Raw genomic sequence first — 25,990 nt, forward strand, 5'->3', positions numbered from 1 at the left:
AATTTCAACAATCATAGCGATTTCCTAATGAACTATTTTAAGCTTGCCATGCCAGTAGTGTCTTCTTTGGCATCAATCCCAGGTTGCCCAGGAATTGGTTGATACAGATACCCATGTAATTCCTTGCTGGCTTCATCCATGCAAATTAACCCTCTTCTGTCAAACTGGCAAAACATTTGTGTTGACTGAATTCTAGAACTCTTGCAGTATCGGCGATCGCGACAGTTTTTCCTAACAGAAACTCGAAAATCCAGTCAGATCAGTACATGTCTCTCTCCATAGGAGATACAGCTATCTCGATTTCCGAAAGTGACAGAAGAGGGTTGTACCATTTCTCTATGAAGTTGCGCTTAATAAGGCATAGACCAAGTAGTCCCATCCAGTAATCGAGGCGATCGTTACCTTATCGAAGGAATCAAGGACTTGTGAAAGCCTTTGCTGTAGCCTTTTCAGGTCTTTACAGTTCTGCCATCTTAGCTTGGCTTTTAATTCTTCCCATTATCGTTCAATGGGGTTGAGTAACGTTTAATTGATATTACACTCGCAAGTTTTCCAATTATAAAGGTTTAAACTCAGCAACAACTTGTTGTTTGCCGAGTTGTTCCACTAAGCCTTCTGGGTCTTGAATTTGCCATTTTAGGGGCAGTTGCACCCCTTGCAAAAATCCAAAGCGATCCCCTTGAATCACAATCAGAACCGGATAAGTTTTGGTATTCGTTTGTCCAGAATATTCTCCCAACCATAGCTTCAGCCGATTTTTCACGACTTCTTGAGAAGCTTCTTCTAAGGAAAGGCTAATCACAACCCACTGATCTTGGGGAACCTCTGGCGCAGGGGGTGGGGGGACAAACTCAGACGGTTTATTCTCAATTTTGGGCGGATAATTTTCGAGTATCTCTACATTTGCAGGCTCGGATACAAACTCGGACTCTATCTGATCTATAGGTGATTCCGGTTCATTTTCTATCGGCTGTTGAATGTCCTCTAAATTTATCTTTTGGGCATCACTAACCGTAAGCTGGGTTTGATCGTTCCAGGAACTCACTTTTCCGGTTAAAATCACTGGAATTTCAGTCCCTAAATTCCCTTTCACTCGTTCGTAATCATCTCCCCAGACCTTGGCTTCTCCTTTCGTACTTAAGTCTTCTAGGTTGAGAATCACCATTAATTTACCGGATTTAGTGGTAATTTCCTTAATCTCTGTAATCATCGCCACTACTTTAATTGGCTTGCGCTTCGGAGCATTTTCTAACTGGGAGAGCAGAATCGGTTGTGGATCTAAATTTTGCACAAATTGAGTCACAGAATTAAGAGGATGTTCAGACACATAAAAGCCGAGCAATTCTTTTTCCATTTGTAGCTTTTCGGCTAAAGTCATTTCCGGTGCAGGATCGGCTTTTGGGGCGACTTCGTGGGCGCGACCATTGGTATTTTGACTGCTAAAAGGAGTATTGCCTAACATGTCAAATAAATTGGGGCCACTTTCCCGGTCTTTCGCCCGACTCTGGGCCCAGGGAACAATCTTTTCTAAATCCGCTAAAAGTTGGGCGCGATTCTCATCAAAAGCATCAAAAGCACCACATTTAATCAGAGATTCTAAGGCGCGGTTATTGACCGTTCGTAAATCCACGCGATCGCACAAATCTGCTAATGCCTTAAACTCCCCTTCTTCTCTCGCTCTTAAAATGCAATCAATCGCTCCTTGTCCTAAATTTTTGACTGCGGACAAGCCAAATAAAATTGTTTTGTTTTGAGTGGGCGTAAATTCAACCCCCGATCGATTAATATCGGGCGATTCAATCCCTATCCTCATTTCTCGACAATTGGCGATATACTTACCGACTTTATCCTGATCGCCACTATTAGAAGTCAACAAAGCAGCCATATATTCTACTGGATAATTGGCTTTCAGATAAGCGGTCTGGTAGGTAACATAGGCATAGGCTGTAGAGTGCGATTTATTAAAGCAATATTCCGCAAACAAAACCATCTGATCGAACAAACTTTCTGCAATGCTTTTATCAATCCCATTTTTCGCAGAACCATCGATGAAAATATTGCGATGCTTCTGCATTTCTGCCATTTTCTTTTTCCCCATCGCTCGGCGCAGCAAGTCCGCTTCTCCTAGAGAATATCCGGCTAAATCCTGAGCTACTTTCATGATCTGTTCTTGATAGACTAAAACCGCATAGGTTTCATTCAAGATAGGTTCTAACATCTCATGGTCATAAACAATTTTTTCTGTTCCATGTTTCCGGCCAATAAACTTCGGAATTAGACCCGCATCCAGTGGCCCCGGTCGATAGAGAGCAAGAATAGAAGAAATATCTTCAATACAGGACGGTTTCAGCTCGCGAACTACTTGCTTCATCCCAGAAGATTCCAACTGAAAAATACCTTCTAAGTCTCCTTTTTCCAGAACTTTATAGGTTTTATGCACATCTTTGGGTAATTTCTTGAGGCGCACATAAGTTTCTTGCGCTCTCCGTTCATCAGCAGGGATATCATAGGGGTCAATTTTCAATCCATAATCCTGTTCAATATATTCCAAAGCTTTTTGAATCGTGGTCAGGTTTTTCAATCCCAAAAAGTCCATTTTAAGCAATCCCAAAGACTCAATATCCTCCATGGAATATTGGGTAATCACAGATCCATCATTATTTCTCTGGAGGGGAACAATTTCATCTAAGGGTTCTTTAGAAATCACCACCCCCGCAGCATGAACGCCAAACGTTTTGTTCGTTCCTTCAATTCTCATCGCCATGTCTATCCAGCGCCGCACATCAGGATCGGTATCATATTTTTGCTTAAATTCAGGTGCCGGGGTTTGATCAGAAACCATAATTTTAAGTTTCGTGGGTTTTCCTCGAGAAACGGGGATCATTTTCGCCATTTGATCTGCATCTGAGTAGGGAATGGCTAAAACTCGCGCCACATCTTTAAGCACGGCTTTCGAGGTCATGCGGTTAAACGTGATGATTTGCGCGACCCGTTCTTTACCATATTTTTCGGTCACATAATCAATCACATCATCTCGACGTTCAATGCAAAAATCGGTATCAATATCCGGCATGGATTTCCGTTCTGGATTCAAAAATCGCTCGAATAAAAGTCCATGGTGAACGGGATCAATGTTGGTAATTCTTAAGGCATAAGCGACTAATGAACCGGCGGCTGATCCACGACCGGGACCGACCGGAATATTATGATCTCTGGCAAATTTTATATAATCCCAAACCACTAGAAAATAGGTGGAAAATCCCATGCGCTGGAGCATTTTGATTTCGTATTCCAGCCGCTCTTTATAAGCGGGTTTAAGTTCGTCTCGACTTTTGAGCTTTAAGCGCTCTAGAAGTCCATCCCAGGCTTGTTTTTCTACATAGGTGTCGGGGGTGTGATCCTTGGGAATGGGATAATCGGGGATGCGGGGTTCTCCAAGAACTCCTTGGTAGGGTTGTACTTTTTCAGCAACTTCTAGGGTATTGGCGATCGCCTCCTGAATCACTTGCTCCGGAAGATGATCCCGGAATAGCTTCGCCATTTCCTCAGCGGTTTTTAAATATTCTGTCCCGCTATAGCGCATCCGCTTTTGATCGGTAATTAAACTGGCGGTATTGATGCACAGGAGCGCGTCATGGGCTTCTGTATCATAACAGGAAATGAAGTGGGAATCATTGGTGGCAACCAGTTTAATCCCTAATTCTTGACCAATTTTCATCAATTCCACATTCACAATTCGGTCTTCTTGGGAACCATGGTCTTGAATTTCCAGATAATAATCTTCTTGCAATAGGTTCTGATACCATTTGGCCACATCTCGCGCTTTTTCCATCTCTCCTGCAAGAATGAGCTGGGGAATTTCACTGCCTAAACAGCCACTGGTTAGAATTAGACCTTCGTGATATTGTTCTAGGAGTTCTTTGTTAATGCAAGGACGGGAAAAAATTCCTTTTCCCTGAATTCCTTTGAGATTGGATTCTGTGGTTAATTTGACTAAGTTTTTATAGCCTTGCGTATTTTTTGTTAAGACTAATTGGTGATATTTCTTGATTTTCTTATATTTGGTCTCAATATCCCCATTAATGATATACATTTCATTACCAATAATAGGTTTGACCGAACTATTTCGACAGGCTTTAATTAACTCAATTGCTCCATACATGACTCCATGATCCGTAATGGCGATCGCCGGCATGTCCAATTCCTGCGCTTTGCCGACCAATTGACTGATTTGAGACGCGCCATCAAGTAAGCTATAGTCGGTGTGAATATGTAATCCTACGAAAGACATAAGGCGATCGGGGAGGAAGCAACAATGAGGATTATTATATCGCAGCGAATAAGTGGGTTACAGCGCTTTGCGTTCTCTGTGAGGCAGTGAACAATATACTCAATCTAGCTTTGAGCTATTTTGGAGATCCTTGAAAACCACTATTGATGTACCGCGAATCACCCTCAAAGAAGCACGGAGTGTTATCCTAGACTTTGACGAAAACGGTATTTTAAAGCTGATTCATACGAAGATGAGTTAGGAGACAATCGCTCTTGAGACTCTCCCTCATTTGCTTTCTCTGGAATCCAAACTCAAAGGACCCGAACCTTGTGAGAAAATAATAAGGAGTCCTCCCAAAATCGATAAATTTTTCATAAATGCGATAACCTGGCTTTGATCCGAAAAGTCAAGATGAAATATTAAGGTTGTGGGGATTAGGAAAATCATTAAAAGTAGCGCTCCCCACCGAGACTTATAACCCACAAGGATCGATATTGCGCCAATCAACTCAAATAGAATAGCAAAAACCAAGAAGAATTCTGGGACAGGAATTCCTTGGGACGCTATCACTGATGCAGTGCCACTAAAGCCAAGAATTTTCAGAATCCCAGATCTGAGAAAAATAGCAACCAGAAATGCTCGCCCTGCAAGTAATGAGAAATTTTCCATTTTTTCCATGGTAGACCTATATCCTTTTGCTCAGATGCTTACATCAATTGATCCTTGAGAAACAAGGGGCTGAGAACCCCTTGTTAAGTGGAAAATTACTTGCCTTTAGACTGTGTTCAACCCAAATAGGGGGCAGCGCCCCCTATACCTAATGTTAAGCGATTACCCGCTTTGACTCAGAAATCATAGAAAAACTACTTCGTTTCCGAGAACTCAGCATCAATTACATCATCATCAGGACCATTGGAACCAGCATCATCTCCAGGAGGGGGAGCATCAGCCCCCGGTGCACCAGCTTCATCACCGCCAGCCTGTTGATAGACACTGCTACCAATAGCATAGAGGGTTTGTTGCAGTTCAGTGGTCAGAGATTGGATGCTCTCATCCTCTTCCTTGCCGATCGCCTCACGCAAGTCTTTAACCAAACCTTCGACCTTGGTCTTATCTTCTGCGGGAACCTTATCACCAAGCTCTTCCATCTGCTTCTCGGCTTGATAGCAGAGTTGATCGGCTTGGTTCTTGCGATCGATTTTCTCGCGCCGTTCCTTATCCGCATCGGCATTCGCTTCTGCTTCTTTCACCATGCGATCGACTTCCCGATCATCGAGTGTCGAAGCTCCGGTAATACTAATCGACTGAGCCTTACCGGTTCCCTTATCTTTAGCCGTCACATTCAAGATACCGTTGGCATCAATATCAAACGTGACCTCAATTTGAGGAACACCACGGGGAGCCGCCGGAATGCCATCCAAGCGGAAGGTTCCCAAGCTCTTGTTGTCAGTTGACATTTCCCGCTCCCCTTGCAGGACATGAATTTCTACATTGGTTTGACCATCAACTGCAGTCGAGAAGGTTTCTGATTTCTTGGTGGGAATAGTGGTGTTGCGGGGAATAATCTTGGTCATTACACCACCGAGGGTTTCCACTCCAAGAGATAGGGGAGTTACATCCAGTAGGAGAATATCTTTAACTTCCCCAGCCAATACTCCAGCTTGAATAGCAGCACCAACCGCCACCACTTCATCGGGGTTTACGGTTTGGTTGGGTTCCTTACCGAGGGTTTTCTTCACCACTTCTCCAACCGCAGGCATCCGAGTGGAACCCCCAACCAGTACCACTTCATCAATGGCAGATTTATCCAGTTTGGCATCCTTGAGGGCTGTTTCTACAGGGATGGCGCAGCGCTTAATCAGATCGCCACATAAATCTTCAAATTTACCCCGTGTGAGAGTTAAGTCTAAATGTTTGGGGCCCTCTTGGGTAGCGGTAATAAAGGGTAAGTTAATTTCTGCTTGAGTAACACTGGAGAGTTCAATTTTAGCTTTCTCAGCCGCTTCGGTTAACCGTTGCAGGGCTTGTTTATCCTTACGCAGGTCAATCCCCTCGGTTTTCTGGAATTCTGCAGCCAGATAATCAACAATTTTCTTATCGAAGTCATCCCCACCCAGGTGAGTATCTCCAGAGGTGGATAAGACTTCAAATACACCATCGCCGACTTCTAGGATGGATACGTCGAAGGTTCCACCCCCTAAGTCAAAGACGAGAATGGTTTCATTGCTCTTTTTGTCTAATCCATAAGCCAGAGAGGCGGCAGTGGGTTCGTTAATAATCCGCAGGACTTCAACTCCAGCAATTTTACCCGCATCTTTGGTGGCTTGCCGTTGGGAGTCATTAAAGTAAGCCGGAACGGTAATCACCGCTTGGGTAACGGTTTCGCCCAGATATTTACTGGCATCGTCAACCAGTTTACGCAGTACTTGGGCAGAGATTTCTTCAGGGGCAAATTTTTTGTCCGCCGCTGGACAGTTGAGTTTAACGTTATTTCCTTCTTTGACGACTTCGTAGGATACTTCTGTGGATTCGGTTCCCACTTCATCGTAGCGCCGTCCAATGAAGCGCTTTACGGAATAGAAGGTATTTTGGGCGTTCATGACCGCTTGGCGTTTGGCAATTTGTCCGACCAGGCGATCGCCATTTTTAGCATAAGCAACGACAGAAGGAGTGGTGCGTCCACCTTCTGCGTTAGCAATAACAGTGGGTTTTCCTCCTTCCATTACTGCCACACAAGAGTTTGTGGTTCCTAAGTCAATTCCAACTACTTTAGCCATAAGAGTTTTTGCGTTCCAACTTTAATTAAGGACTAGGGTTTACGGCCTGGGCCTGAGAGCTATCTATAAATCCGTTGCTTTGAGGATGGGCCGTTCTCAGTATAAAGACCTCTTGTCCTATACTGAGGGGGGTTTGCCCTTGTGATGAAGGGCGGTTTACCGAACCTGGCGAGCCGTTGCACTTAAGCTGCCCAAGGGTCTTCGTCTAAACTGACGGGAGTTTCTAAGGGGGTGGGTTCGGGTTGAGAGAGAGTCGATTTACCCAAGGTGATTTTGACCGGTTGCGGTTTTTGCTTTTTGGGTAGGTTCAGAGTCAGGATGCCGTGCTTTAATTGGCTCTCGATGCGATCGCACTCTATGGCAAACGGTAGAGCTACAGAGCGCCGAAATTGCCCATACTTCACTTCAGAATAGAGAGCAACCGAGTCAGGACGAAGATGACGAGTCCATTGCACGGTTAGGGTTTTTTCTGTTGCTTCAATATCGAGATCTTCAGCTTGAATTCCTGGTGCTTCAACGTGTAGCATCAGACCTTCTGATGTGATTTGCCAGGCGATCGCCGGTTGATAGAGTGGTCTTTGTTCCATCGATTGGACGCGCATCATCGCGATCATGGTTACCCTCCTGTTGACCTTGGGTAAGTGATTTCTACTGTTCTTATCCTAAAGGTTTGAACCCTTTGAGACAGGAGGGCAAACCGTATCAGGACTGGCGAATTTTCCCCCAATTTAGGTTCTAGACTTCTTGTAGAAGACCCGCACAAGGTAATAGGTAATAGGTACGAATGGCAATCATCATCAGAACCTAGAATTACTGCATTACTCTTGATGTCCTACCCACTAGCGTTTTTCTTTTGAATTCTTCAAAACCAGTCTCTCCAACTCGATCCAGTTTTTCCCGTCATTACCCATAAAACTGCCCTTGCCCCATCACGAAAAACTTTTTCCATTGGCTCTGGTTCTCGTCCAGAAGGTACAGATAAAGGTTTATATTCAATCCCTCGACTGCCAAACACAATTTGGCCAATGACTTGAGCGCGGCGCATATGATCGTCTGAAGTAATTAAATAAACACTATCAATTCCCCTCGCCTTAAACTCATCGACTAAAGTCGTGAAATTCGTCACCGTATCTACCGCTTCATAATCTAAATGGAGTCGCCGCAAACTAATCCCCGCTTCCGTAAATAGCCATTGTGCATATTCTGGATTACTTCCCCCAGAAATCCAGATATCCAAATGACTATGCTGGCGAGCAAAATCAGCCGCAAACTGTTCCCGGACTACCGAACCTCCCAAGACTAAAATCGCGTCAGGTTCTTGAAAATAACTCCTAATCCCTTTGTAGCCCAATGAGAGCATTGCTAACAGGAGAGCAAATTTCAAAAACAATTTTTTCCTCTGATGACGAGGTTTAAGCATAGATTGGGAAACTGAAAGAGGGTCATTCATGGGGAAAGTTTTATCAATGCCATTGAATCATGCACGGGGCCGTATCTCTGGGCATCACTGATGCTAGAGATCACCGACATCAATCGTACCGATTGCGCCACTCAAGTGCAAGTTGCCCCTTTCTTTGTTCCAACTTATTCTCCGTCGATCGGGATTAGCCTTAAGATCCATACGTCTCATATCGATCGCGCGCCTTTGTGCAGTACACCACGATACAATAAACCCATAAACTCAAGTTTTGCTTCACTCTACGCTTGTCTGATTAAACACTCTTTAATATCTTGTACTGTGAATCCAACCCTTTACCAACTCAATATCCGTCTGCGGCTCCATAATCTCTCCCAAGAATTAAACCGTCCAACCACCCTCAACGATATTCCCGATCGCGAACTCGATGGGTGGGCGAAACTAGGGTTTGATTGGATTTATGCCTTAGGAATCTGGGAAACGGGAACCCTAGGACGAGAAGTCTCGCGCACGAACCCCGACTGGGTGAGGGAATATAAAGAACTCCTGCCCGATCTAACCGAGAGCGATATTTGCGGCTCTTGTTTTGCCATCAAAGCCTATCAACTGCATCCTAGCTTTGGCGATCCATCTGCTCTAAAAGAATTTGGCGATCGCCTCCATCAACGGGGTCTCAAACTGATGCTTGATTTTGTCCCCAACCACACTGCTCCCGATCATCCTTGGGTACAAGAGCATCCGGACTTCTATATCCAAGGAAGCCCAGAAGATCGCCAACGAGAACCCCAAAACTACACGGAAATTCCTCACCAAGGCATCTTCGCCCATGGTCGAGACCCCTACTTTACGGGTTGGCCAGATACCCTACAACTCGACTATGGTCACCCTGCAGTTTTAACGGCTATGACCGATGAATTACTCTCCATTGCCCAAGTCTGTGATGGAGTACGCTGTGACATGGCCATGTTAATCCTGCCAGACATTTTTCATCGTACTTGGGGCATTATTGCCCACTCCTTTTGGCCCTCAGCCATCCAGACCGTAAAACAACAACACCCCACCTTTACCTTCATGGCAGAAGTCTATTGGGGTTTAGAATGGACGCTGCAACAACAAGGCTTTGATTATACCTACGACAAGCGCCTCTACGATCGCCTCCATAGCCAACAAGCCCATCCCGTCCGCGAACACTTTAGCGCCTCCTTAGACTATCAAGAGCGCTCTGTCCGCTTCCTGGAAAATCATGATGAACCCCGCGCTGCGGGCATATTTCCCTTGGGCAGTCATCAAGCGGCGGCTCTGTTGACTTATCTATGTCCTGGACTCCGATTTTTCCACCATGGGCAGTTGTATGGATGGACACAAAAAGTTTCTATCCATCTGTGTCGCAGTGCTAAACAAGTCTCTAATCCTGCTTTAGAACACTTCTATGAGCAACTGCTACAATCCTTGAGTCATCCTGTACTGCGGGAAGGGAACTGGCAGCTCTTGGACTGCTCTCCTGCATGGGAATATAACGGCACTTGGGCTAATTTTATTGCCTTTGGTTGGCACAATGATCGCCATGAACGGGTGTTGGTTGTAGTGAATTATGCACCCTATCCCGGACAATGCTATGTCCATATTCCCTGGGATTGGCAACCGGTTTCCTATGCTCTTCAAGATTTAATCAGCGCTGCCTATTATGAACGACAAGGGGAGGAGTTATCCAGCCAAGGACTCTATTTAGATATTGCGGCTTGGAAAGGCCATGTTTTCGGGATTTCAGCGATCACTAATTAACCCTATGAATGAGTATTTGTTTCGCCTTTTAGGCCAAGAAGACCAAGAGATCATCTGGGATATGCTCAGATTAGCCACTTATGAATCTTCTGTCACTTCCGTACAAGAAAACCCCAGTCTCGCTCGATATGCTCATCATTGGGGTAGATCGGGCGATCTGGGCTGGGTGGCGATCGCCTCTAAAACTCAACACCCCCTGGGTGCAGCTTGGATGCGATTATGGCCAGAAAATGACCGAGGGTTTGGATATATCGCTGATTCAATTCCTGAATTGGCGATCGCTGTTATCCCCCAATATCGAAGACAGGGAATCGGCACGCAACTACTCCAACGACTCCTAGCAACAGCTCAACTCCACTATGCTTCCATCTCCCTCAATGTACGCTCTGATAATCCAGCCCTTCACCTTTATCATCGCCTGGGATTTACTCAAGTTGATAACAGCAAACACCCCAATCGCACTGGAGGACAATCCTTCACCATGATATGCAGATTATCGCCCAACTCACGCCCTTAAACCCTAATTTTTGTACTTCTCTCTTAATAAGGTAAAATACAAGCCAATCCCCCACCTCACCGAAAAAAAAAATTTTCATCCCGTGGGATAAGGGGTTAACTTTGCTCTGTTAATTCACTTATTGATAATGGCTAAATCTAACAAAACAACCCCACCTTTAAATCTCAAAGATTCCCAATACTACTTGAATCGAGAACTCAGTTGGCTGGAGTTTAACAAACGAGTTTTACATGAAGCGCTTGATCCGCGAACTCCTTTATTAGAAAAATTAAAATTCCTCGGAATTTTCAGCAGTAATCTCGATGAGTTTTTCATGGTGAGGATTGCTGGCTTGAAAAAACAAGTAGAAGCGGAAGTCCATAAATTAACTCCCGATGGACGGACTCCAGAACAACAACTCCTAGAGATTAGTCAACAATTACATCCAACCGTTGAAAAACAACATCAACATTTTCATCAAGTTCTTAAACCCAAGCTGATTGAAGAAGGGATTTATTTGGTTGATTATATTGACCTCACTCCAGAGCAACGCCTCTATTACCAAAACTATTTTGAAAAGCAAATTTTTCCCGTTTTAACCCCTCTAGCCGTTGATCCCAGCCATCCTTTTCCTTATATTTCTAACCGTAGTCTCAATTTAGCCGTTTTAGTCAATGACCCAGAAACCGATGAAGATCATTTTGCTCGGGTCAAAGTTCCGAGGGCACTGGCTCGTTTTTTAGCCTTACCTCCTGAGTTATATTATTCTTCCGAAGATCCCGCTAAAATTCGTTGGATGGGTGTTCCATTGGAACAAATTATTGCCCATAATCTAGACCCTTTATTTCCGGGGATGAATATCCAAGAATATTATCCTTTCCGGATTACTCGCAATGCGGATCTATCAGTACAAGAAGATGAAGCCGATGATTTGCTGCTGGCAATGGAACAAGAATTGCGTAAACGTCGCATTGGTGGATTAATCGTGCGGATGGAAATTATGGTCAATACGCCGCCTAAAATTCGCGAGATGTTAATCCAGGAAATGAACTTAAAAGAAGAGGATGTTTATGAAGTTGAGGGCTTAGTCGGTCTAGGGGACTTAATGAGTTTTATGGGGCTTCCTTTACCTCATCTTAAAGATCCAGAATGGTCTCCTATTGTCCCCCATTATTTTCAGGGACTCAGATCCCTACAAACCGATCCGTTTTCTGAGGATCAAGAGGAAGGGATTAGTATTTTTGAGCTGATTCGCGAGCGTGATTTGTTTTTCCATCATCCCTATGATTCTTTTGCTTCTACGGTACAACGGTTTATTACAGAAGCGGCCTACGATCCGAAAGTGCTGGCGATCAAAATGACGTTGTATCGAACCTCTGGAGATTCTCCAATTGTGAAGGCTTTGATTGCGGCGGCGGAAAATGGGAAGCAAGTGGTGGCTTTAGTGGAATTGAAGGCTCGATTTGATGAAGAGAATAATATTCAATGGGCCAGAACCCTAGAGAGTGCTGGGGTGCATGTGGTGTATGGGTTGGTGGGATTGAAAACCCATACAAAGGTGGTGATGGTGGTGCGTCGGGATTCGGATCAGATGCGGCGCTATGTGCATATTGGCACGGGTAATTACAATCCCAAAACAGCAAAACTCTATACGGATTTGGGCATTTTGTCTTGTCATGATGAGCTAGGAGCAGATTTGACGGATTTGTTTAATTTCTTGACCGGATATTCTCGACAACGATCTTATCGTAAGTTGTTGGTGGCTCCGGTGAGTTTGCGATCGCGGATGATGGAGTTGATCGAACGGGAAATTGAACATGCTCGTAATGGCCATCATGCTCGGATTGTAGCGAAAATGAACTCTTTAGTCGATCCTAAAATGATTGCTGCCCTCTATAAAGCATCTCAGGCGGGTGTGCAAATCGATCTGATTGTACGGGGAATGTGTTGTTTACGACCGGGAATTCCAGGAGTGAGCGAGACTATCCGTGTGATTAGTATTGTGGGTCGCTTTTTAGAACATGCTCGAATCTTCTACTTCCACAACCAGGGTGCTGAAGAGTCCTATATTGGTAGTGCAGATTGGATGCCTCGTAATCTCGATCGACGGGTGGAGGCGGTTACCCCCATTGATGATCCAGAGATCCAAAAAGATGTGCAAGAGATTTTGGGGGTTATGCTTGCCGATAACCGCCATGCTTGGGAGCTTCAGTCTGATGGAACCTATCTCCAACGCCAACCTCCCGAAAATGCTGAACCTCAAAGTTCGCAAGATATTTTTATGAAAATGTCTGAAGTCGGCCGAAAAGGGGCCCTGCATAGCCTTTAGGATTTCAATCGCCGTCTGTCCTCAGTTCTTTCACTCCATTAGATCCCTGGTAAATTGAAAAACAGTTTACATGAACAGGAGGTCTAATGGGGATTCAGAGTAACCACTCGCTGGTTTAAGTCACTAATGATGCCACCCCTGCCATCAGAGCTACAATCAAGACGATGAGCGTCTTGTAGAGCTGTAGGGTTTGTAAATCCAGGGAAGAGGATAAAGGAGATTGGGGAATGACTTCCTCAGGTAGATTGACTTCTTCAGGAGCCTTTACAGAAGGTAGAGTACGCTGATATTGTATGCCGCGATAACGCAAATTCATCGCTGTTGCCTCTTGAAACTCTAAAATAGGAGTGAAGTTTGAATTGCTCAGGTGTTGATTGAGCCTTTCTGTGTTGATTAGAACCCTAGTTTTAGGGAAATAACCGTATTTTTTTAACAGTTCTTTAAGAGAGTTTAGGCAATGGCTAACTGAACTTAAAGAGCTATTAAAACTTATCTTTCCTATTATAGTTTACTTATGTATCTAGGGCAACTTTTTTCTGATATTTTCCGAGAATTTGCATAGTGTAGATGTGAAGTATGCAAGGATAGAGGCAATAAGTAGGCAATAGGCAATAGGCAGGCAATAGGGAAAACCCGGGGTTACCCTTTTCTGGAATAGCTGAACTATAAGGATGGAATAATGTCAGACGCGGATGTGGTGGTCATTGGTAGTGGAATTGGGGGATTAGTGGCGGGGGCGTTGCTCTCTTACTATGGCAAACGGGTCATTATTTGTGAGAGCCATGGAATTCCTGGAGGAGCCGCCCATGGCTTTGTCCGTCAAGGGTTTCGGTTTGATACGGGGCCGTCTTTTTATTGTGGATTGGGCGATTTTAATTCCCTGAATCCCCTGTGCCAAGTTTTGAAGATTTTGGGGGAACGGGTGGAGGCGATCGCTTATGACCCCTTGGGACATTACCATTTTCCGGATGCTACCTTACCCATTTATTGCCAGAGCGATCGCTACCAAGAAGCCTTAGCCCAGATTACGCCCCAAGGAGCCAAGGAACTGATCGCCTTTCAACGACCGCTGTTAGAACTCTACGAAGCTTTGAGCCAGATTCCCACCATTGCTCTGCGCTCGGACTGGCAACTGCTCCCCATTTTGGCCACGCGCTATTTACCCGCTTTGTGGCAACTGCTGCCCCATTTAGGCATCATTAACGGTTCGGTTGGCCAGATCTTAAATTCCACGGTTCAAGATCCTTGGGTCAGACGGTTGATCGATCTCGAATGTTTTTTACTCTCTGGTCTCAAAGCTGAAGGAACGGTAGCGCCAGAAGTCGCTTTTATGTTAGGGGAGCGCGATCGCTCCGTTGTAGACTATCCCCTAGGCGGTAGTGAAGCTATTATCGACGCTCTAGTGAGGGGATTAACTCGGTGGGGTGGCCAATTGAAACTTGGGGCCCATGTCGAGAAAATTGCGATCGAGCAAGGACGAGTGGCAGGGGTACAGCTACGACGCAACGAAAGGGTAACGGCTCCCATCGTGATTTCTAATGCTACTCTTTGGGATACTTACACTCACCTCTTAGACTCCGAAGATCTACCCAAGACCTATCGCCAAGAACAGTTATCTACCCCTGCGGTAGAGAGCTTTATGCACCTGCATTTAGGGATTCGTGCCGATGGCTTAGAAGGGTTAACGGGCCATCATGTAGTCGTCCATTCTGATGATGTGGATATTACCAGCCCCGGTAATACTTGTATGATTTCTATTCCCTCCGTATGGGATAAAAGTCTGGCTCCCGAAGGTCATCATTGTCTTCATGCCTATACCTTAGAATCTTTTGCCGGATGGAGTCGAGATGGCGAGTATCACGATCGCAAATCCCTTAAATCTCAACCCCTTTATCGGGCTGTAGAGCGAGTAATTCCCGATATTCGAGAGCGCATTGTGTTGGAGCTGGTGGGCACTCCCCTCACCCACTCCCATTATCTACGTCGCGATCGGGGAACCTACGGGCCGGCGATCGCCCCGGGTCAAGGAACCTGGCCCAGTTGCTATACCCCAATTCCGGGATTGTATCGAGTTGGTGATAGCACATTGCCGGGTATTGGGGTTCCGGCTGTTGCCGCTTCCGGGATTTTATGCGCGAATACCCTGGTTCCTGCCCCAATCGTTCTTGAAGTTCTCAAGAAGTATCAGTAAATTCACGTCTTTTGACCATAAATAATCTTTCTATACGTACCCCATCCGTATGGGGGGTGATACCCTTATCCCCATTTTTCTTTTCTCGTAAGATACTGATAGGCACGAGCGTATATAGTCTATGAAATCGTCGCGCTCAACAGTAGATCCTAATATATAAAAATCGGCATAAAAAACGAGGCAATATAGTAATGACTAGGATGTTGATGAGCCAAAACTACGCCCAGAAAGCCGAGCGCTGTGTGGAAAAAGGAAATTATGTAGAGGCGATCTCCCATTTTGACCGTGCCCTCATTTTCGATCCACAAAACATAGACCTTTGGATTCAGCGAGGGTGCGCTTGTACCCATCTCCATCACTATCAAAAAGCGCTATGGAGTTTTGAAGAAGCTCTCAGCCTCAATCCTCAAGATTCCACTCTACAACTGTTTCGGGGCGTGTGTTTACATCATTTGCAACAATACAATCAAGCTTATCAAAGTTATAACAAAGCTCTAGGCAAACAAGCCAATAACCCCTTAACTTGGATGCGCCAAAAAATGCATCACTTCTTAGACATTTGGGGCGATCAAATCTCCATTTTTTCATAAATTCTCTGTTAATTGATATCACCCTTGCAAGGAAACGCTTTTAACTAGAATTATTTAATGATTCATTAATTCGGTCAAACAGGCTAATTTATAGAGGATCCTGGCTCCCACATTGCCATCCCACTGGTCTGCTGGTTCACCTGGAGCAACTTCGCAGATATCAAACCCAATGATTGTTTTACCAGCTCGAACGAGCGATCGCATCAAATATAGGCTCTCATTAAACTCTAATCCTCCGGGTACAGGCGTACCAGTATGGGGACAATAGGAGGGGTTTAAGCCGTCAATATCAAAGCTAATATAAACCCGATCAGGTAAATGGGAGATAATTTCCTGGCATTGGGTCGCCCAATTTATCCCTTCATAGGTGTTGTGTTTAAGCTGCCAATCATCAAACATAACGATGCGTCGATCGCCCTTTACCCTGTCTATTTCTGCCTCACAAACATCCCGAATTCCCACCTGAACCAAGCGACTGATCTGGGGAATCTTGAGGGCATTATCCATAATTGATGCATGGGAATAAGTAAATCCCTCGTAGGCGGGACGCAGATCGGCATGAGCATCAATCTGCAAAATGCCATAATTTTCGTATTGCTGACCCAGAGATTGCATTAATCCCAGGGGTACACTATGATCGCCTCCGACAATGGCGACGAGCTTCCCTTGCTCTAGATAGTTCTTGCTTTGAGTATAAACCCATGCATTAACATCTGCACACGCTTGATTGACCTTTGCTAAAGATGAAGCGATCGCCGGATCGTCCACTGCTCCACCTCTTTCCAGATGGGCAATAACTTGCTTGGCGATCGCCCTCATCCGACCATTTTCGGCTAAAATTGCTGCATCAATCCCTAGAGTCGCCAACGGAATTTTCCAGGCATTAGGCACATCAAAATCATACCAATCCAACTGTACTGAAGCCTCTAAAATTGCTTGTGGTCCCTGAGCAGCTCCTTCTCCATAGGAAGTCGTCACATCCCAAGGAACTGGTAAAAACACCAGTTTCGCATCCTCAACCGAATAGGGTAAACCAAAAAAACAACCATTCGGCACACTCATTCCATTCGGATCGCAATGTTCTTGAGTCACTACTGTAGCTTAACCTCTTTAATACTAATTGTTATAGCAGAGAAGGAGTGGGTTAGGACAGTTAATAGGCAATAGGGAATAGGGAATAGGCAATGAAGGAATAGGGAATAGGGAATAGGGAATAGCTAGAACAGCTAAAAGCTCGATCAAGTCTGTTTTTTGTTCATCCTATCTCGCTATCACAGCGCAAAGCGAGCTATCGTATTAACTTCTGAGAAATTAACCGAAAAACAGACATAATCAACCCTAAACCAGCCCCCACACAAACCGGAATAATTAAAATCACATCTAAGGCATGAGTTCCTCGCACTGGAGGAACAAACAATAAAATCCCCCAAGAAATCACCGCCAGAATTGCTAAGTCCATCCGTTCAATCCACCGGCGAAATTGAGCATAAACTAACCCCCCCATCAGCGCCCCCCAAATCCCCATACTGATCCCATTAACTCCTAGTAGATTAGTTAAACCTAATGCTAAAACCACCGATTCAAACCCTGTAAATACCGAAATACCCAACAATTCTGGGGTAGAAAAAACCGGAGTCTTCAGCACCTGTTGAGCGGGAGTCACAGCAGAAGCCACTGTACCAGAAGCAGCCGGAGACTGAAGGGTAGTCGAGGGACTCATTGATTGAATAGACTGGGAACGCAAGAGGGCTAAGACCTCATTGGCACTAGCAAACCGTTGATAGGGAGATAGGGCCAGCATTTTATCTAAAGCCGAGGCTAAAGGTTCTGATAACTCAATTTCCGATCGCCAGTTCCAACGATTATTATAAGAATCATATAAATCCTGAGACTCCTTTTGGGTTAATAAAATTAAGCAAGTCACCGCCAGAGCATACAAATCTGTAGACGGATAAACCTGACCTCCCGCCATTTGTTCCGGAGGCGCAAACCCTTGGGAATAGATTTCTGTCGATCGACCTCCTGACCCTTGACTAATTTGCTTCACTGCACCAAAATCGAGCAATACCAATCGCCCCTTTTTATCCCGCATAATATTAGACGGTTTAATATCTCGGTGAATAGTATGGCGGTCGTGAATAAATTGTAATACGGGCAAAATTTGGCGCAATAGAGTCAGAATATCCTCTTCTGAAAACGGCCCAGTATACTCCAATTCTTCCTCTAAATTTTGACCATCAATCCATTCTTGAACGAGATAAAAAAATTGGTTCTCTTCCCCTTGAGCTGATGACGGAACCAAGAGCGGGAAAAATGCATAAAGCCGAGGAATTTGAGGATGTTCATTGCCCAATTCCTCCAGCACTAAAGCCTCTTGCTCAAAATGTTGTTGGGCGATCGCCAATTGTTGCTCGGACAACTGACCGGCTGGTTGAAACTGTTTAACCACGCAAGAGCGCAGAGTCGGCGTATAGCGATCCACCGCCAAATAAGCTGCACCAAACCCCCCTTGACCCAATAACCGTTGGGGTAAATACCGGCCAGCCAAAATTAAAGGCATTCCACAGCAAGTACAAAATTTCTGGGAAGTCGTTTTCAAGTGTTCCGGACTATCGAGTTCAGGAACCGGGTTGATAGGACGCTGACATTTTGGGCGCGTGCAATGAATATCCATAGGCCAGACGGCAAACCTCGATCACTCCAATCATAGACCCCAGTTAATCCAAGGATACAGACGATTCTCGATCCGACCCTTGAGCAGCAGCATTGAGATCGATCCCGATATCCGTGGGGGGAGTTAACCCTACTTTACCTTGGGTGGTGAAAGCCGGTAGGATTTGAGTCCGAAACGCTTCTGCCGCCTTAGAGCGATAGCGATTGGGATTGACAATCACGGACAGAGTACGCTGGATAGAAACCCCTTCAACATAAGCACGATGAAGCAAATTAATTTGCAATTCTTTTTCAATCGCTGAGATGGAAACAAAAGCTGCGCCTAAATTAGCTTGTACCGCATTTTTAATCGCTTCAATCGAATTGAGTTCCATTTCCACCTTTAGGCGGTTCGTTTCAATCCCACAGCGCGTTAAAACCTGATCAATTACCTTACGAATGGTCGATTGTGAATCTAGAGCAATAAACTGGAGTTCATACAGGTCTTCCTTGTGAATCGTCCTCTGGGCTGCCAGGGGATGGGAAGGGGCTAAAATCAGGGCTAATTCATCTTCAGCATAGGAAGAGATTTCTAAGGTTTCTTGGAGTTCGCTGGGCACTTCACCACCGATAATAGCCAAATCAATTTGGCCATTAGAAACACTCCAACAGGTTCGGCGGGTCGAATGAACATGCAGTTGCACGGACACATCTGGGTATTTTTGCCGAAATGCACCAATCATCCGAGGTAACAGATAGGTTCCTGTGGTTTGAGAGGCTCCAACAATCAGAGTCCCCCCTTGCAGATTTTGCAAATCTTCGATCGCCCGACAGGTTTCTTGACAGAGCGAAAGAATCTTTTCACCATACTGAAGGAGTAGATGACCCGCTTCTGTGAGTTGGGCCCGTCTTCCACCTCGATCGAATAGGGGAACATCTAATTGTTTCTCTAAGTTCTGGACTTGGAGACTCACGGCCGGTTGGGAGACATAGAGACTGTCAGCGGCTCGTTTAAAGCTTCCTTCAATGGCGATCGCCTTGAGAATGCGTAATTGATCCAACGTGAATGGAAGGTCAGACATGAGTGATCAACCTAAAATGGGATATTGGAGAGTTCAGTGGACGGAAAACAAGACAGACCCTTGGGAACATGAGAAAATGAAATTGGGTAAAATTGAGACCAAACTGATAATTGACCCATAGCAGACCTATACCCTTGGTGTCTACAACTTGAACCATCTTGACTCAAAACCTCTCCCCCCTACCGTTGTGACATGAAAGTGCCCCAAAATAAATAGATTGAAGACCAATGACCCCATCATCAGGAGACAACAGATAAGCATCTACTTATGGAACGGGAGGTAGTTGAGGATTTTCTGAATTTACCAGGAATTGCGGGAGTCGCCCTAATCGATCGGCGATCGCGCCCCTATTTTTGTGGCGTGGATAGTACCCTCAACTTCCAGCAAAAAGAAGCCCTAGCCCAAGGTTTGCGACAGGTCGTCGAAACCACTCCAGAAGGGTTTGAGTCCTTTGAATTTCAATTTGCCCAAAATCAGGTGTTTATTTATAAGCTTCCTGAAGGCGTGATTTTGTTAGTGCTGACGACCCTGGATTTGGTCTATAGCAATTATGCTGAAGCGCTCCATGAGCTGAAAACTGAATTGATTGCAGATACGGCTACGGCGATCGCCACGTTCCGACTCCTTGCTGGCAGTTTAACCCTCTCCAACCAAACCTACTGGCAAAATTCTCCGACTCCCAGTCCCTCTCCTATTCGTGTTCCTTTCAAGTCTCAACCTACGGTTCCTAATGCCTCTCCTATTCCAGAAGCTACGTCCCAGGTTACCCTAAAAGAATTGCTTGAAGCCCTCAACCAACTGAGTCTTTATACCACCCAGTATTTAGGTAAAGCGGTGATTACCAATTATTGGAAATCCACCCGTCCAGATGTGGAATGGTTACAGAGCTTTGAAATCAGCCGCACTGCTGAATTGACGTTTACCCGTTCTACAGCCCTTACCCAAACGGTAACCCCAGAACAGTTAGCCTTGATTCAGTCTTGGGTGGCCGCCTTTATCAGTCGGTGCATCAAAGTGATCCGGGATTTTCCTGCCTTAGTGGAAAAATCCCTCAAACCTGAATATAAACAGTTACTCTTACCCTAAGAACCCTTAGAGACGCAAAAATTATGGTAAAAATTGTCAGACTTGAACCGATCGCCCAAGAGACTGAAGTAGAAACTAACGGCAATCTGTTATCGGTTTTGATCGATAAAGACTTAGATGTTCTCAAAGAATGTGGTGGCCGAGGCATGTGTGCCACCTGCCATGTGTACATTAAAGATGGGATGGAGTTCCTCACTCCCATGAATCGCAGGGAACAGCGCACCTTAGAGGTGATTACTTCCTGTAAACCCAATTCTCGTCTGGCCTGTCAGTCACGGGTACTGATGGATGGGGTGGTGGTAGAATTACCTCCAGGGATGTACGTGAGATCGCTACAAGATATTGAAGCTCTCATTGGCAGACGAGCCGATCAAGATATGCTCCATCCGGTAACCGGGGAAGTCTTAGTCGAAACGGGTAAACTCGTCACCCGCTCCACCCTGAAACAACTCGAAGATACAAAATTTGAAATTGGAGCCTACTTAACGCAAACCAAAGATGCTTAAAAGAGTATCCAGAAGCTATGCTAACCCAAACTCAAAACCTATACCGAGAAAGCGATGGTCGCTATGCCACAGATGAAGAATTGCAATTTTTCCAGGATTATATCCAATCGTTTCCGTTGCGGTTAACCACCTATAACAAGATTCGCACATCAGAAGCTCTGATTGTCCAACAAGTGCAATCTCAAATTCGCGCTCGGGCCCCCCACTTGCTCCAGCGCGGTAATAAAGACTTGAGCGCTAAATGGAAACAAGATACCCTTCGTATCCTACGTCACTCAGCCCTAGCCCTATTGATCGACGATCGGGACAGATTACGCGATCGCCTCCTATTGTGGTTTCAAACAATAATGAGAGCCTTTGATGCTCAAGATAGCTGTAAGGTGACTTACTCAATCATGCAGAATGTCGTTGAATCCCTCTTAACTCGCGAGGAAGCAGCTCTCTTACGTCCCATCCTCGAATATAACCGCCAAATCCTCTCTCAAGCCTCTTCCATTGAAGAATTTCCCTTGTAAGGGCAAAATTTGCTTGACTTTCATTACAAGTTTGCTGTGGATTCGTCACCAGCCGATACAATGAAAATCGGAGAGATGAACCCATCCAGGTCAACGCTTCTCTAGTCAGAAGGCCAACCCCACTCACCGATCTGAACGCTTATGGCAAACGCAACTAAAACTCAACATTTACTCAATAGCAAACAGCCCAAAAAACACAACCACTACGGCTTCCAGGATTTTTTTCAATTCGATCCAGAACGCGGAACCGTCGTAGACTGGAATGGTGCCCAAAATGTCCTCACCAGTGAAGATTTTATTATTGGGTTAGTTGAAGGTCTCGAAGAAGAAGTTGGAGATGCTTCGGCTGCCATCATGTATACCATCGGTGTGGAGTGGGGACAAAAAGATGCTTTTTTCTTTGAAAAATGGTTTGAAAAAGAGTTCGATCGCAGCATCCGGCAAGCCAATTTAATGTTTCTGTTAGAAACCTGGTGGTGGCCGTTTACTTCCCAAGGATGGGGACGCTGGGAAGTGGATATGGGCGATCGCAGACAAGGCTTTATGTTTATTAACTTGTTTGATTCTGCCGTAGCACGAACCCTTGGCGATGTCGGTAAACCCGTCTGTCATATCTATGCTGGTCTATTTGCTGGCTTTTTTACTGAATTAGTCAAAAAACAACTCAGTTGTATTGAAATTCAATGCTATTCGATGGGGGAAACCTATTGTAAATTCCTGCTGGGGGGTAAAGATCGCATTGATGCAGCCTCATTCTGGCTCAATGAAGGAGCAACCGCTCGTGATATTGAAAAACGGTTGCGTTCAGGGGAGCGGTTAACATGAGTCCCCGTACCCGTTCTCAAACCCCATCGAAACCCAAAACCACAAAAACCCAAGAGATTCCCAAAACCTGGAGTCGAGTCTCAGTCCGTGACTTTTTTAGCCAGATTAACTGGGAACAGGACCCTGAACCGATCCAGCAATTTAAACAAGCGAGTAAGCAAGCCAGTTTAGAAGGAAAAGAGTCGAGCAAGCATCTATCCTTGACCTTGACGGTTAGCCAGTTCTTTACTTGTATTGATTGGGAGGGTCAAGGAGCGATCGCTCCAAGTGACCCCCTTCCTCTAGATGTAGAGTCCACATCCATTCAAGACGAAGATGATGTGACGTTAGAAGACTTTTCGAGTTTATTTTAAACCTTTACCCATTCGTATCTAGTGGCTATGAACACCGATCTAGAAACCCTTTTTGCAGAAGCAGAAAATCGCTATCTGAAACCTGAAGAACTCAAAGGTTTAACCGAGTATGTTGAGTCCTTACCCCAACGGCTAGAAACCTATAGTCAGATTCGAGAAAAAGAAGTAGAAATTATGCAAGCCGTTGCCGATCAGCTTCCTCAGTATTTTCCGAATTCATCCGTTGAAGATATGGAGCGATCGATTAAAAATGCCATGCTCATGTTGCGATATTGCGCCATGGCCATGTTGATTAATAATGATAAATTGGTTCAAGATCGATTTGTGGATTGGCTCTCGCAAAGCATGGCCATGTATGAAACCCAAGATTTAGATAAAGCCTTATACAAATTGCTCAATCAACAATTGATGAAAAGCTTAAAACCAGAGCAAATTAAATTAATCAAATCACCGTTGATTTTAGCCCAAACCCAATTACTCAAGAGTGAAAGCTAAAGGATTAATTAACAGATTGGTTTATCGTTCAGGAGCCTATGGCGAGAATTAACTATGATTTCTGTTTCTGATTTAGTCACCAATAACCGTATCCCTAGTAATTACTTTGCTACAGATGTTTATGTGCGAAGTGATTTAGAATTAGGATTGTTAGAAAATCGCCGGGGCGATCGCCTCTTAGCAATGCCCGAACCCTTAATCAAAGCCATCTATTCTGGTTTAGACAAAGAAACGGGACAAGCCTCAAAATTAGTCTTGTATAACTGCGGTCGCTGGTGGGGAAAAAACTTTTATGCTCGGTTTGCTGAAGAAGTATCGGAATACTACGAAAAACCGTTAGCAGATATGAGTATGTTAGACTTTTTGCAATCGTTTAAAGAATGTTGGAAAACTCACGGATGGGGAAAAATCGATCTCGATCAAAGTTATATTGCTCAAGGTTTTTTAGTCGTCAAAACTTGGAATGCTCCCTTCGCAACCCAGGGTCCTAATCTCGGTATTCCGGTTTGTTTCCTGGACGCGGGGGTCTTCAGTGCATTCTTTAGTCAATTGAGTGGGAAAGACTTACATTGTGTCCAAACTTCTTGTGAATCTTTGGGTGCAGAATGTAACCACTTTATTGTCGGGTTAGAGGAACGCTTAAGAAAAATTGAAGAACAGATCGAACAGGGAACAGCTCATGTAGATCTTATGAATGACTTAATCACAATGTAAACGAACGATCTGCCTATGACTGTGTCCAAACGTCCCAAAAGTAAATATCTGATTTTAGGATTGATTGGCCAAGGACAGTTTGGGCGTGTGTTTTGTGGGTGTCATCGCAAAACGGGAAAATTAGTTGCCCTCAAAGATTTAGATCAACATCGTTTTCCAACGCATCAGTTTTTGCGGGAATTGAGGTTTTTATTGCAACTGTCCCATCCGAATATTGTCACGTGTCGCGCCCTAGAACATTCTCGAGAAGGGCGCTATTTGATCATGGATTATTGTGAGGGAGGAACGTTGCGAAATTGGATGGATCGCCAGGGAAAATTGCCTCTGGGGATGTCGATCCAATTTATGAAAGATGTATTGCAAGGGATGGAACATGCTAATAGTCGAGGCATTATCCACCGGGATTTGAAGCCAGAAAATATTTTATTAACACTCAAATCAAGGGGTTGGATCGCTCGCATATCGGATTTCGGTATTGCTCGGTTAATGCAGGAAAGTAAAGCCGGTTCAGATAACACAGGATCGCCGGCTTATATGGCTCCAGAGCGATTCTATGGGCAATATTCTCTTCAGTCAGATATTTATGCTCTAGGGGTGATTCTTTATGAGTTAGTGGTGGGGAATCGCCCCTTTTCTGGACAACCCCAGCAGTTGATGAACTATCATCTCAATCAACGGGTCGTCGTTCCAGACCAGGTGCCTCTACCTTTGCAAAAAATTATTTTCAAAGCCTTAGAAAAATTACCTGCTCGGCGTTATAAAAGCGCGAGGCAAATGCTCAGTGACCTCGATCGCCTTTCCGAGTTAATTGATTTATCCTTATCCGCGACTCCAATCAGTGTCCTCCCTTATCCACCAAGTCGTTCCCTCACTGATGAACCCATTATTACCCATGCACTGCCAGGAGCGATCGCCGCTTTAGCCGTTTCTATACATTCACAGACTAACGATAACCATTCCCCTTGTGGTTCTCACACCTGTATTTATTGGGCAATCTCAGACTCGATTCACTATCAACGCTATCAGGAAGAGGCGAATAATTTTGAGACGGTAGTGAAAGTCGCTCAAGTCTGTTTACCGGAAGATATTCGTGAATTAAAAATAACTTCTCAAGGTTGTCTTGCATTGACTGACCAATGTATTTATCACTTAAATCCTGATTTATCCCAGTTTCCCCTTCTTTCTGCTCAGTTAATTGCCCATCTTCGCATTCCCTTTAAAGCAGATGTCCATCCTCACAGCCAGTGGATCGCGGCGGTAACTGAGGATAATCACTTATGGGTTTGGCATCGCTCGGAACAAAACCCTGATGCCACTGCTCATCATCACTCTTGGTTCTCTCGTCCTCAAGTTCCTGTTAGGGGGGCAGTCCATCAAGTCCAAATTCTTGACGATCATCATGGAATATTTTGGCGAGTGGAACAGGGAAAAACGGCGATCGAAGTCTTTACTCGTCGGGGAAATTTTCTCGGACACTGGAAACTTTCCTTAGAAGTCGATCGGATTATTCCCAGCGCTATTTCTTATCGAGTTTTGGTGATTCCTAAGTGGGATACCCATGGGCCGCTGTTGATGGATTTGAAGCCCTTTCGGATGCGACCGATTCCGATTAAAGTGCAGTTACCGGTATGTGTCGCGATCGCCTCCTGGGGCTATGTGATTGCTGACGATCGCGGTCATTTAATCTTATTAGATGAATATGGCCAAGTGGTTGGCCGGATTTTAGGCCCTCGTTCCCCAGTGGCGATCGCCATGATTTCTAAAACGGTTCTCTTGGTAGCCACCAATGTGCAGGATGAAGGAGAACTTCATTGGGTGGATTTAAGCCAATTTGATATTGACTTCATTTTTTAGGGAATAGGAAATAGGGACTTGACCGAACTAAAATACACATTATATATCCATAG

At 44.9% G+C, this 25,990-nt stretch carries 22 protein-coding genes; 13 read left to right on the plus strand and 9 right to left on the minus strand.

Going from position 1 to position 25,990, the window contains the following annotated elements:
- Positions 1-556 precede the first annotated feature (556 nt).
- The 5 genes from PN466_RS13210 to PN466_RS13230 all read right to left on the minus strand — a co-directional run bounded on the left by PN466_RS13210 (position 557) and on the right by PN466_RS13230 (position 8,410).
- A complete protein-coding gene (locus tag PN466_RS13210; protein WP_271940102.1) occupies positions 557-4,291 on the minus strand; it encodes a DNA polymerase III subunit alpha in 3,735 nt (1,244 codons plus the stop codon).
- A gap of 267 nt (positions 4,292-4,558) precedes the next feature.
- A complete protein-coding gene (locus PN466_RS13215) occupies positions 4,559-4,951 on the minus strand; it encodes a DoxX family protein (protein ID WP_271940103.1) in 393 nt (130 codons plus the stop codon).
- Between the two features lie 185 nt (positions 4,952-5,136).
- Positions 5,137-7,050, minus strand: coding sequence for a molecular chaperone DnaK (dnaK, locus tag PN466_RS13220; protein ID WP_271940104.1), 1,914 nt, complete (start codon positions 7,048-7,050; stop codon positions 5,137-5,139).
- 182 nt (positions 7,051-7,232) lie between these two features.
- Positions 7,233-7,637 (minus strand): Hsp20/alpha crystallin family protein, encoded by a 405-nt coding sequence (locus PN466_RS13225; protein ID WP_271940105.1) that lies wholly within the window; start codon positions 7,635-7,637, stop codon positions 7,233-7,235.
- A 275-nt stretch (positions 7,638-7,912) separates the two neighbouring features.
- Entirely contained in the window at positions 7,913-8,410 is a 498-nt protein-coding gene (locus PN466_RS13230; RefSeq protein ID WP_390890000.1) for a YdcF family protein, read from the minus strand.
- 150 nt (positions 8,411-8,560) lie between these two features.
- Here PN466_RS13230 and PN466_RS13235 point away from each other — a divergent pair, with 150 nt between their 5' ends.
- The 3 genes from PN466_RS13235 (at position 8,561) to ppk1 (ending at position 13,074) form a co-directional block, all read left to right on the plus strand.
- Positions 8,561-10,249 (plus strand): alpha-amylase family glycosyl hydrolase, encoded by a 1,689-nt coding sequence (locus tag PN466_RS13235; protein WP_271940106.1) that lies wholly within the window; start codon positions 8,561-8,563, stop codon positions 10,247-10,249.
- A gap of 4 nt (positions 10,250-10,253) precedes the next feature.
- Positions 10,254-10,766: a GNAT family N-acetyltransferase gene (locus tag PN466_RS13240; protein ID WP_271940107.1), complete on the plus strand. Its 513-nt coding sequence runs from the start codon at positions 10,254-10,256 to the stop codon at positions 10,764-10,766.
- A gap of 127 nt (positions 10,767-10,893) precedes the next feature.
- The gene (ppk1, locus tag PN466_RS13245; RefSeq protein WP_271940108.1) at positions 10,894-13,074 is read left to right on the plus strand and encodes a polyphosphate kinase 1; all 2,181 of its coding nucleotides are present in this window, start codon (positions 10,894-10,896) and stop codon (positions 13,072-13,074) included.
- Between the two features lie 115 nt (positions 13,075-13,189).
- Here ppk1 and PN466_RS13250 read toward each other — a convergent pair whose 3' ends face one another.
- A complete protein-coding gene (locus tag PN466_RS13250; protein WP_271940109.1) occupies positions 13,190-13,390 on the minus strand; it encodes a hypothetical protein in 201 nt (66 codons plus the stop codon).
- Between the two features lie 363 nt (positions 13,391-13,753).
- Between PN466_RS13250 and PN466_RS13255 the strand changes: the two genes are divergently transcribed.
- Positions 13,754-15,265, plus strand: a complete 1,512-nt coding sequence (locus PN466_RS13255) for a phytoene desaturase family protein (protein ID WP_271940110.1) — start codon at positions 13,754-13,756, stop codon at positions 15,263-15,265.
- A gap of 206 nt (positions 15,266-15,471) precedes the next feature.
- Entirely contained in the window at positions 15,472-15,855 is a 384-nt protein-coding gene (locus tag PN466_RS13260; protein WP_271940111.1) for a tetratricopeptide repeat protein, read from the plus strand.
- A 54-nt stretch (positions 15,856-15,909) separates the two neighbouring features.
- Here PN466_RS13260 and PN466_RS13265 read toward each other — a convergent pair whose 3' ends face one another.
- The 3 genes from PN466_RS13265 to PN466_RS13275 all read right to left on the minus strand — a co-directional run bounded on the left by PN466_RS13265 (position 15,910) and on the right by PN466_RS13275 (position 19,589).
- Complete coding sequence (locus PN466_RS13265; RefSeq protein ID WP_271940112.1) at positions 15,910-16,947, minus strand: agmatinase family protein; 1,038 nt, start codon at positions 16,945-16,947, stop codon at positions 15,910-15,912.
- 196 nt (positions 16,948-17,143) lie between these two features.
- Complete coding sequence (locus tag PN466_RS13270; RefSeq protein ID WP_271940113.1) at positions 17,144-18,529, minus strand: serine/threonine-protein kinase; 1,386 nt, start codon at positions 18,527-18,529, stop codon at positions 17,144-17,146.
- Positions 18,530-18,572: 43 nt separating this feature from the next.
- A complete protein-coding gene (locus PN466_RS13275; protein WP_271940114.1) occupies positions 18,573-19,589 on the minus strand; it encodes a LysR family transcriptional regulator in 1,017 nt (338 codons plus the stop codon).
- A 267-nt stretch (positions 19,590-19,856) separates the two neighbouring features.
- Between PN466_RS13275 and PN466_RS13280 the strand changes: the two genes are divergently transcribed.
- From PN466_RS13280 to PN466_RS13315, 8 genes are all read left to right on the plus strand, one after another.
- On the plus strand, positions 19,857-20,675 hold the full coding sequence (locus PN466_RS13280; RefSeq protein WP_271940115.1) for a hypothetical protein: 819 nt from the start codon (positions 19,857-19,859) through the stop codon (positions 20,673-20,675).
- Between the two features lie 23 nt (positions 20,676-20,698).
- A complete protein-coding gene (locus tag PN466_RS13285) occupies positions 20,699-21,181 on the plus strand; it encodes a 2Fe-2S iron-sulfur cluster-binding protein (protein WP_271940116.1) in 483 nt (160 codons plus the stop codon).
- Positions 21,182-21,198: 17 nt separating this feature from the next.
- Positions 21,199-21,696: a phycobilisome protein gene (locus PN466_RS13290; protein WP_271940117.1), complete on the plus strand. Its 498-nt coding sequence runs from the start codon at positions 21,199-21,201 to the stop codon at positions 21,694-21,696.
- Between the two features lie 141 nt (positions 21,697-21,837).
- A complete protein-coding gene (locus PN466_RS13295; RefSeq protein WP_271940118.1) occupies positions 21,838-22,521 on the plus strand; it encodes a V4R domain-containing protein in 684 nt (227 codons plus the stop codon).
- Positions 22,518-22,874 (plus strand): hypothetical protein, encoded by a 357-nt coding sequence (locus PN466_RS13300; RefSeq protein ID WP_271940119.1) that lies wholly within the window; start codon positions 22,518-22,520, stop codon positions 22,872-22,874. The genes PN466_RS13295 and PN466_RS13300 overlap by 4 nt, the downstream gene beginning before the upstream one ends.
- Before the next feature lie 27 nt (positions 22,875-22,901).
- Positions 22,902-23,369: a hypothetical protein gene (locus PN466_RS13305; RefSeq protein ID WP_271940120.1), complete on the plus strand. Its 468-nt coding sequence runs from the start codon at positions 22,902-22,904 to the stop codon at positions 23,367-23,369.
- A 54-nt stretch (positions 23,370-23,423) separates the two neighbouring features.
- Positions 23,424-24,083, plus strand: a complete 660-nt coding sequence (locus tag PN466_RS13310; RefSeq protein ID WP_271940121.1) for a V4R domain-containing protein — start codon at positions 23,424-23,426, stop codon at positions 24,081-24,083.
- A 15-nt stretch (positions 24,084-24,098) separates the two neighbouring features.
- Positions 24,099-25,937, plus strand: coding sequence for a serine/threonine-protein kinase (locus PN466_RS13315; RefSeq protein ID WP_271940122.1), 1,839 nt, complete (start codon positions 24,099-24,101; stop codon positions 25,935-25,937).
- Positions 25,938-25,990: the final 53 nt, after the last annotated feature.

It is taken from the genome of Roseofilum reptotaenium CS-1145 (assembly GCF_028330985.1).
Taxonomy (GTDB): domain Bacteria; phylum Cyanobacteriota; class Cyanobacteriia; order Cyanobacteriales; family Desertifilaceae; genus Roseofilum; species Roseofilum reptotaenium.